Origin of the sequence: Okeania sp. SIO3B5 (genome assembly GCF_010692555.1) — a bacterium.
Taxonomy (GTDB): Bacteria; Cyanobacteriota; Cyanobacteriia; order Cyanobacteriales; family Microcoleaceae; genus Okeania.
On sequence record NZ_JAAHHG010000019.1, the window covers coordinates 22,649 to 33,051 of the forward strand.

6 protein-coding genes are annotated in these 10,403 nt (G+C 37.6%); all 6 read left to right on the forward strand.

Annotated elements, in window-relative coordinates:
• The first annotated feature begins 477 nt into the window (after positions 1 to 477).
• Positions 478 to 1,206, forward strand: coding sequence for a nucleotide exchange factor GrpE (grpE, locus tag F6K54_RS04350; protein ID WP_293074990.1), 729 nt, complete (start codon positions 478 to 480; stop codon positions 1,204 to 1,206).
• A gap of 415 nt (positions 1,207 to 1,621) precedes the next feature.
• Positions 1,622 to 3,655 (forward strand): molecular chaperone DnaK, encoded by a 2,034-nt coding sequence (gene dnaK, locus F6K54_RS04355; RefSeq protein WP_293074993.1) that lies wholly within the window; start codon positions 1,622 to 1,624, stop codon positions 3,653 to 3,655.
• Between the two features lie 730 nt (positions 3,656 to 4,385).
• Positions 4,386 to 5,513 carry a molecular chaperone DnaJ gene (gene dnaJ, locus F6K54_RS04360; RefSeq protein WP_293074995.1) on the forward strand — a complete coding sequence of 376 codons (1,128 nt, stop codon included), beginning with the start codon at positions 4,386 to 4,388 and terminating at the stop codon, positions 5,511 to 5,513.
• Between the two features lie 423 nt (positions 5,514 to 5,936).
• Positions 5,937 to 6,206, forward strand: a complete 270-nt coding sequence (locus F6K54_RS04365) for a sulfurtransferase TusA family protein (RefSeq protein WP_293074998.1) — start codon at positions 5,937 to 5,939, stop codon at positions 6,204 to 6,206.
• Positions 6,203 to 7,324 carry a small ribosomal subunit biogenesis GTPase RsgA gene (rsgA, locus tag F6K54_RS04370; protein WP_293075001.1) on the forward strand — a complete coding sequence of 374 codons (1,122 nt, stop codon included), beginning with the start codon at positions 6,203 to 6,205 and terminating at the stop codon, positions 7,322 to 7,324. Before F6K54_RS04365 ends, rsgA begins: the two co-directional genes overlap by 4 nt.
• A 1,566-nt stretch (positions 7,325 to 8,890) precedes the next feature.
• Entirely contained in the window at positions 8,891 to 10,195 is a 1,305-nt protein-coding gene (locus F6K54_RS04375; protein ID WP_293075005.1) for a serine hydrolase, read from the forward strand.
• Positions 10,196 to 10,403: the final 208 nt, after the last annotated feature.

Genomic DNA, 10,403 nt, shown 5'->3' on the forward strand with positions numbered 1-10,403 from the left:
ATTTGTTATATAGCAATCCTAAATTGGTTGCGGGTAATCAAAAAGTAGATAAAAAAACTGAAACTCTTACCTGTTCCCTGTTCCCTGTTCCCTCTCTTGGTCAGCATTCCCTTGCGCCTGACGGCGACGCGGGGTCTGACCGCTGTTCCCTAAAAACAGTAAGATTTTTATACACAAATAAAATGGGATTGCTATATAGACTTAATTGAGTAATATTAGTAAATTTTTAGTAAAGAAATTAATTAGGTATTTTTCTGAAAAATCAAGTACTCTATAATTTATTTCTTTAAACTACTGTATTTGCTAATAATGTGTAAGCTTTGCCCTCAAAGAACCTGATAACTAATAAGTTAAAAGGTAATCATAATCATATATAGTAGTAAAAGTCTGTATTTTTATAGTGCTTTTTGATGATAAATAAATCAAAAAAAAACTATAAAAAGCAGTAACAACCGTCAGTATTCAGGAGAAAATTAAATGGTAGGAGAGATACCATCAGCAGAAACAACAAACAAAGAAATACATGAAAATATGCAAGCGGTTGAGCAAAATGCAGAATTAGACTCATCTCAAAAACTTGAAAATGTTGAGGAAAAATCTGAAGATAATGCTTCTGTAAATACAGAAAATACAGAGCAACAGAACTTAGAGCAAATATCACAGAATATAGTCCTTTTAAAAGAGGCAAATGAATCTCTGCAAACTCAGGTAGAAACTACCAAAGTTCAGCTAGAAGAAAAAGATACTCAATACAAAAGACTAGCAGCAGACTTTGAGAACTTCCGTAAACGTACACAAAAAGAAAAAGAAGAAATAGACGTACAAGTGAAGTGCTCCACAATCATCGAATTATTACCAGTAATTGACAATTTTGACCGTGCTCGTTCCCAGATTAAACCAGCTAATGATGGAGAAATGAATATCCACAAAAGCTATCAGACTGTCTATAAGCAAATGGTAGAAACTCTCAAACGACTCGGAGTTTCTCCTATGCGCCCAGAAGGTCAAGAGTTTGACCCAAATCTACATGAGGCAGTAATGCGAGAAGCAACAACAGAATATCCAGAAGGAACTGTTACAGAAGAGTTAGTTCGGGGGTATACTCTAGGAGACCGTATCCTCCGACACGCCATGGTAAAAGTAGCGACAGCTCCAGAACCTGAAGAGTCTACAACAGAAGAAGCTCAAACTGATGCAGAAGGTTAAACAGCATTTCCAAATTTTTGTTTAATTACCACACTTAACACTTAATAAGTTGTATTCAGGCTATTCAGAATCAGCTCAAAGAAAATACAGGCTTTAATAATTAATAATTAATAATTAATAATTAATAATTAATAATTAATAATTACCTCTCCTTGAAAACGGATAGGATTGACTAAAAGGAAAATTTTTTCTTCTCTTGATCCATTGGATATGGTGAGGTCTCCTCGCCATCCCACCCTTCGGGAAGCTGCGAAGATAGACCGCTTTTTTCTCCTTTATTAAGGAGAGGCTTTAAACCTTAATTATTCGGTAAAAATGTCAATCCAATATTTTACCAAGATTACTAGAGCTATTCTGAATACAACTTAACTAAAAAAACTCAAAAGAATTTTGACTATAAAAACGCCGAAGCACTATGGGAAAAGTCATTGGCATTGATTTAGGGACAACGAATAGTTGTGTGGCCGTCTTAGAAGGGGGCAAACCAATTGTAATTTCCAACTCAGAAGGTGGGCGTACAACACCAAGTATTGTCGGATTTGCGAAAGGGAACGAACGCTTAATTGGCCAATTAGCCAAGAGACAATCAGTAACCAATGCAGTAAATACGGTTTACAGTATCAAAAGATTTATTGGCAGAAGATGGGACGATACAGAAGAAGAACGCTCCCGAGTTCCATATACCTGTGTTAAGGGTAAAGATAATACTGTAAATGTCCAGATAAGGGGTAAGAATTATACACCTCAAGAAATTTCAGCAATGATTCTGCAAAAAATGAAGCAGGATGCTGAAAAATATTTGGGAGAATCTGTTACTCAAGCAGTAATCACAGTACCAGCTTACTTTACAGATGCACAAAGACAAGCGACGAAAGATGCAGGGACAATTGCTGGTTTAGAAGTACTGCGAATTATCAATGAACCAACTGCTGCTTCTTTGTCTTATGGGTTAGATAAGCAAGACCAAGACCGGACCATTTTGGTCTTTGACCTTGGTGGTGGGACTTTTGATGTTTCGATTTTGCAATTAGGAGATGGCATATTTGAAGTTAAGGCAACTTCCGGTAATAACCATCTGGGAGGAGATGATTTTGATAATTATGTAGTCCGTTGGTTGGTAGAGGAGTTTAGGGACCGGGAAGGCACAGACTTATCAGCAGATAGAATGGCGCTACAAAGACTGCGAGAGGCAGCAGAAAAGGCTAAAATTGAACTATCTTCTACCAAGGTTACTAATATAAATTTACCATTTATCACTGCTGATGAAACAGGGCCTAAACACTTGGAGACCCAATTAACTCGTGCTCAATTTGAAAAATTAGTAAAAAATCTGACTCAAAGTACGATTAAACCAGTGGAACAAGCTCTGAAAGATGCTGGTATGACACCGGAAAAGATAGACAAAATTATTCTTGTGGGAGGTTCTACCAGAATACCAGCAGTTCAGGCAGCAATAAGTAATTATTTTAACGTTCAAACTCCTGATACTTCTGTTAATCCAGATGAAGCTGTGGCATCGGGAGCAGCAATTCAAGCTGGTATTTTAAGTGGTGAAGTTAAAGACCTTTTGCTATTAGATGTCATTCCTTTGTCCCTAGGGTTAGAAACTTTGGGAGGAATATATACCAAGGTGATAGAAAGGAATACTACAATTCCTACCAGTCGCTCTCAGATGTATTCTACTGCCGTAGATGGACAAACTTCTGTAGAAATTCATGTCCTTCAAGGTGAGCGGGCAATGGTTAAAGATAATAAAAGTCTGGGTAAGTTTTTACTGAAAGGCATTCCTCCAGCTCCTAGAGGGATACCTCAAATAGAAGTTAATTTTGATATTGATGCTAATGGAATTCTTAAAGTTAAGGCTTTAGATTTAGGCACGGGTAGAGAACAAAGTATTGAAATTAGTAATACAGGTGGCCTGAATGAAGCAGAAATTCAACGAATGCAACAAGAAGCAGAAATGTATGCGGAACAGGATATTCAACAACAAAAATTAGCAGAATTGAGAAATCAGGCAGATACTCTTCTATACAATTACGAAGCAACTATTAAAGAACATGGTGATTTTATTGATGAAAAGTTAGCAACAGAACTTGAAGAAAGTTATGAACAATTGAAGCAAGTTTTGGTCAGCTCAGAAACTGAAAATAATTATGACCAGTTAAATCAGGAAATTGAAGAGTTTAGGCAAAAGCTTTTTGCTTTAGGTGAAACTTTATATGACCAAAGTGGGGGTGAAAAGATAGATCCACCAGAAAAAGAGAAAGTTCCTCAGCTTCCTCAAGATTCAGAAATTACAGAACCAGAAACTTCGGAGGAAGAAACTGTAGAGCAAGAAACTAATAAACCAATTGATAGTAACCCAACTAAAAATAAGGTCACTTCAGTTAAGGTTGAAGAATCAACTGAAGAACCTGAGAGTGAATTTGGAAAAAATCCATTCTTATAGAAGTAATGTAGTGATTAGGTGGATTGAGATTTTTGGCGTTGCTAAAAAATTTTAGAGTTCTTCAAGACTCAAGTTTACCTGAAGTTTTATGGAAATGTGGATGAAATTTTTGATATAATAATATAAAATAATATAATGTAATACTTGCAACTAACTCTAGCTGTAAAGGTGCATTGACTAAATTTTAGAATCCCTGGTAATTTCCGGTAAATAGTCTAATAATAGAAGAAGAACACATATAGAGTATCGCGTCATCTTTCTCACAACTTTTGAGTCATCCTAAATGGTTGCCAAGTCAGGAGAGAAAAATGCCAACTTAACTCATGGGTAAGTGCGCCAAATGCTAAATTGGGCATATTATTGTTTCAAACAAACTCTTAAGTTCCACCCTTTAAAACGAGGCGCAACCCTATATAAATGTAACTGAGGAATATATTTCCAAAACCTGTACAATCGGGTGGTGGTGTTCATCAAAATTTTAGGAGACTCAAAGCATTTTAAATGTCCCCATGGCGGCCAGTCAATGCCGAGAGATGGGAATGACGCTTTGGGAATTGTTCTCAAAGCATTGCGTATAGACCGCCTACGTTGATGGTTCTGCCGTCACGTTGCGATGAAAGGTTTTCCCGACTTTGGCCGGGAATTGCCGGGCTTGATGTATCTGTTGGGTACTTCAAATATAAAAGTTCAAAAATATACTTATTAACACTAATTCTAGGCAATCAGCTCTATGGCCAGCGATTATTATGAAATTCTAGGTGTTTCTCGTACAGCAGATAAAGAGGAACTAAAGCGTGCTTACCGTCGGTTGGCTCGTAAGTACCACCCAGACGTGAACAAAGAGCCAGGAGCAGAAGAACGCTTTAAAGAAATAAATCGTGCTTACGAAGTTCTCTCAGACCAAGAAATGAAAGCTCGTTACGACCGCTTTGGGGAAGCAGGAGTATCAGGAGCAGGATCACAAGGTTTCTCCACAGATTTTTCAGATAGTTTCGCTGATATATTTGAAAGCTTTTTCAGTGGATTTTCTGGAGGAATGGGGACACAAGGGCGTAGGCGTACAGGTCCAGTTAGAGGTGATGACCTACGCATAGACCTGAATCTGGATTTCCACGAAGCTGTATTTGGTGGGGATAAAGAACTAACAATCAAACATTTAGAGGTTTGTGAAACTTGCAATGGTTCGGGTGCTAAACCAGGCACAGCACCTAAAACTTGTTCTACCTGTGGAGGAACTGGTCAAGTACGCCGGGCAACAAGAACTCCTTTCGGTAGTTTCACTCAAGTTTCAGTTTGTCCTTCGTGTAACGGTACTGGGCAAATAATAGAAGAAAAGTGCCATACCTGTGGTGGACGTGGGCAAAATGAGGTTACAAAAAAAATAAAAATTACTATCCCAGGAGGGGTAGACAATGGTACTCAGCTACGAGTATCTAAAGAAGGAGATGCAGGTAAAATGGGTGGGCCACCTGGAGACTTGTATGTTTTCTTGGGGGTCAAAAAAGACTCAGAGTTTAGAAGAGATGGAATTAATATTCTATCTGAAATAAAAATCAGTTATTTACAAGCAATTTTGGGCTGTAGTCTGGAGATAAATACAGTTGACGGTAAAGCAGAATTAATAATTCCAGCAGGTACTCAACCAAATACTGTCCTAACTTTAGAAGATAAAGGAGTACCGAAATTGGGTAATCCGGTAAGTCGTGGCGATCATCTTATTACAATAGCAATAGATATTCCCACAAAAATTACCACAGAAGAACGTGAGTTGCTGGAAAAACTGGCGAGTATTAAGGGCGATCGTATTGGAAAAGGTGGCATAGAAGGATTTTTAGGAAACTTATTTCAACAAAAATGAAAAGGTAATAAACAAAAGCAGAAGGCAGAGGGCAGGATTAAACAATTAACAGTTAATAATTAATAATTACTTATCCTTGAAAAGAAGAGAATTGACTCAAAGGAAAATTTTTTCTCGTCTTTCCTTTAAGAAGATATCTGAAAAGTTTTTTGATACTGAATTTTGCCCCCCTAGCCCCCCAACTTTGGGGGGAACAAGAGTCAATTTGCTTGCTCTAGTCCCCCAAAATTGGGGGATGCGCGGGGGCTTGGATGTAGCAAATGGGACTTCTCAGACAACCTCTAAAGGAGGGGCTTTAAACCTTGATTATTCGGCCATAATTTCCTTCTGCCTCTTTCTCTCTGCATTTCCTGATAATAATTATCATAATTGATTGCAACTATACTATTAAAAACTAAGAGATTGGAGAGACAATATTAAATTATGGATTATCAACCTCAAATCCAGCAGCAAAAAATACCAGATTCCCAAATAGATTTGCGAGGTACTCCCTGTCCAATTAATTTTGTCAAGACAAAACTGCACTTAGAAAAGATGATGCCTGGAGAAATTTTGGAAGTTTGGCTAGATCCAGGAGAACCTATAGAGCAAGTACCTGATAGTTTAATTATAGAAGGTTATCAAATAGAAGAAATAAGCGATCGCTCTGAATATTTTGTCCTGAAAGTACGTTGCCCGGAAACGGTTGCATGAGTTGTTCCGAAAAGGGTGCTATCTTAGAAGCAAATAACGATTTGGTAGGGACAGTTGTCGCAGTCCAAGCAAATTTTTACCAAGTTAAGCTCGATACAAAAGATGATTTGGTAAAAAAAACAACAGAAAATTTTACCCAACTCCTGTGTACCCGTAGATCGCGATTGAAGAAAATTGGCCAGAAAGTAATGGTGGGCGATCGCGTGGTAATAGAAGATCCTGACTGGGCAGGTGGACGAGGAGCTATTGCTGAGGTTTTGCCCAGAACAACAGAACTAGACCGTCCTCCTGTAGCTAATGCAAATCAGGTAATGTTAGTGTTTGCTATGGCAGAACCAGATTTAGACCCTGTTGCTTTGACGAGATTTTTAGTAAAGGCAGAGTCAACAGGTTTAGAGGTATGTTTATGTTTGAATAAATGCGATCTGGTTACACCAGAGCAAATAGAGAGATGGCGCAATAAAATTTCTCAGTGGGGTTACGATCCATTCTTGATTAGTGTGGAAACAGATGTAGGTTTGGGGATAGCAAAAGATAGTTCGCCTTCTCTGTGGGAAAAACTGAAAAATAAAATTACGGTAATTTCTGGTCCTTCTGGGGTTGGGAAGTCAAGTTTAATTAACTATTTGATTCCTGATGTTAATTTAAGAGTCGCTGCAGTATCAGGAAAGTTGTCACGAGGACGACATACTACTCGTCACGTTGAATTATTTGAGCTACCGACTGGGGGTTTGTTAGCAGATACGCCTGGTTTTAATCAACCACAGTTAGAGTGCGAACCTTTGGAGTTGGGGTATTTGTTTCCAGAAGTGCGACGGTATTTAGAAGAAGGAAGTTGTCAATTTAGTGACTGTTTGCATCGGGATGAACCTAACTGTGTAGTCAGGGGTGACTGGGATAGGTATGAATATTATTTGATGTTTTTAGAAGAGGCGATCGCGCATCAAGAAGCTTTGCAACAAAAACCTGATGTTGAGTCAAACTGGAAGGCAAAAATGAAGTCTGGTGGCGAACAAAAGTTGGAACCTAAGTTAGCTAGTAAAAAGTATAGGCGTTCTTCGAGAAGATTACAGCATCAGCAGTTACAAGATTTGTGTGAAGAATTTGATGAATTTTAGCACTTTTGTAGGTTGGGTTGAACTTGGTAAACCCAATATTAATCTTAGGAATTAAATCTCTCATCAATATGAGGAATGTTAGTAGGGAACAGGGAACAGGGAACAGTTTAAACTATCTGCTACGGTCAAATTTTCGGCATTGTCAGGGTCAAAACTTTACCATTAGACATCTCCATAAAAGAGGGAACAGGGAACAGGGAACAGGGAACAGGGAACAGGGAACCCACCCCTAATCCCTCCCAGGAGGGGAATAATTGATAATTTATGGATAATAATTGATTTTATTTTTGATTTTTGGAGAGGTCTATTTTGAGACAACAATAGTCAAAAACTAGGTACTTTTTCATTTCTGAAAAAGGCACTTACCAATATCAGTCAATAGACATCTCCAGAAAAGAGGGAATAGGGAATAGGGAATAGGGAATAGGGAATAGGGAATAGGGAATAGGGAATAGGGAATAGGGAATAGGGAATAGGGAATAGGGAATAGGGAATAGGGAACCCACCCCTAACCCCTCCCAGGAGGGGAATAATATCAAATCCGGTAGCATCGGTGTAATTAGATAGTTAATCTAGGAGTCAGGAGTCAGAACTCAGGAGTCAGGAGAAAAGAGAATTTAGAAAGATTTGCTCTTTAGGTGAAGATGAAATTTTTTTTATACCGAACCCGAGCGGATTTGATATAACTGATAATTTATGTACGATAATTGATTTTATTTTTGATTTTTGGAGAGGTCTCATACTTTGAGATTTAATCAGCAAACCCTAAATGGGCTGTTTTGGGCTACCTATTTTTAGCGATCGCCTGTTTTGACATTAGTAACTTTTGGCGAGCTATTCTAATGCACCAAGCTGTTTCGATCCACTATTCCCCCTTTTATAAAATGTCTAGTATAGGGCTTGCTGATTAAATCTCAAAGTGTTGACTGATATTGGTTGTAGCATTTTTTTGTCTCAAAAAGTATCAGCTTTTTGGTGGCAATAGCTGCATAAAGCTAGTATTTTCAGACGATTATGGCAGAAAAATCACTCTTACAATTTTTCTGACTACCTCCTCTATAATTCAATACGGTTCAGTTAAGACGAAAACTCCTATGATATGGAACTATTAGATAGGCTTTTCAGACTACAGAACTGCAAAAAAAATCCTTAACTGAACCGTATTGATCTATAATTCCCCGTTCCTCCTGAATTCTGGATTCTGGATTCTGGATTCTGGATTCTGAATTCTGAATTCTGGATTCTGAATTCTGAATTCTGACTCCTACCCTTACCACTCATACTTTATTCAGCAAACCCTAGTATAGTATCCGGATAATAACCCTGAATAAATATGCTTTTAAACTACTATTTATCAAAATAATTGGGTCTAAAACCCTGCCTTGTTAATATCTCTCTCCTCCTACTTACTTTGTGAATAGATTAATAAAAGTTGACAAAGTTACTAAAATATAATAAAAAAGACTATATATTTGTATTTAGTTAGACAAGCTGATGCAGTAAAGATTAAAATATTGTATTTTTATTGGTCAGTAGAAAATTCTTTATTTGTGTGAGGCAAATTCAATGTACGGAAGACTAAAAATCAGACATATTCTGACTAGCACTTTAACAACAATAGCTAGTATTACCATAATTTCAATTGCGAATATAGAGAGTTCCTGGGCAGAAGAATCTTATACTCAGTCTTTACAAGAACTCTATGATATGCGCGATCGCACAGTGGCGAAATTAGAATCTCTACCTACTCCCAGAAAGCAATTATTCTTTTCTGATGAGGATGACACTGTATTACAAAAGCAAGAAAACTTGCTACAAAAATTACAAGAAATTGAAGTTCAAATATTAATTGAACAACGAGCAAATGATAACTGGAATCAAGCATTAATTCTTGGTGCTCAAGCATCAGAAGTAGGAGAAACTCCAAATCCAACTGTAAAAACTAGAGAAACAGAAAAACACCTCTGGCAACAAGCTATTTATAATTTAGAAGCAATTCCTACCGATTCATTGATAGCAGAAAAAACTACTAAAAAGATCGAAGAATACCAACGTAGTCTGAATGATTCTTATTATCAGTTAAACCTAACAAAGTCAAACTTTTTAGAGAAAATTCGTAAAGATAGTGGTTTATCTAGCAGAGCAACGATCGCTATTTGTAACCTCCGGCGAAAATGTTTAGACCTAAACGGCAATAAACCACCTGCTAGTCCTGCTAGTTTAATTAAAGTTCCTGTTGCTGTAGCATTAATGCAGAAAGTATCCAAAGAAAATATCAGTTTAGATACTCCTATATATGTGAGTAGGGGAAACTTTACTGAAGATGCTTCAGAAATTAGAGCTAGAAAACCCTATCCCCTCAAAACTCTAGTTGGGCAAATGATTGACCACAGTAGCAATATTGCCACAAATCAACTTATTGATTATTTAGGACAACCTTATATTAATAAAGTTCTCAAAGATGATGGCTACAAAGTGATGAGTGTCAACTACAAACTGATGGGTAACCGGATCATGCCCAAAAATCCTGGTAAAGGTCGCAATACCCTAACTAGCAATGAACTGACAGACATGATGGTTTCAATATATAATAATGAGTATCCAAATTCTGATGTATTGATGGAAGCCTTAGCTCGTCAGAAGGATAGGTTATTGGGATATGCCGCCCTAGAAGAGTTGCCAGAAGTTCAGTGGATTGGTGAAAAGACGGGAGAAAATTCTCGCGCTCTGGGTACCACTTTAGCATTAAGTATTTATGGTGAGGTGTATGTAATAACTGTAATTGATAGTCGTGGTGGACGCGATCCCCAGATTCGTCGCTCTATTAATAAGGTGGCAAAATATCTAATGGATAATGATGGTTTGCTCTAGTGCCGCTACGCGGAAGTTAAAAGTCAAAAGTTAGAAGTCAAAAGTATTGATTGGTAAGGCTCTTAGAATTTTGTAACTGGTTAGTTATTTCTGCCATCCTGTACTAGATAGGGTTTGCTGAAAAAGTCTTTTGGTAGGGGGTAGAATCGGTGAATCGGTGAATCGGTGAAGTCAGGAGGAATGGGAATTATAGAAGAAGTAGTCAAGA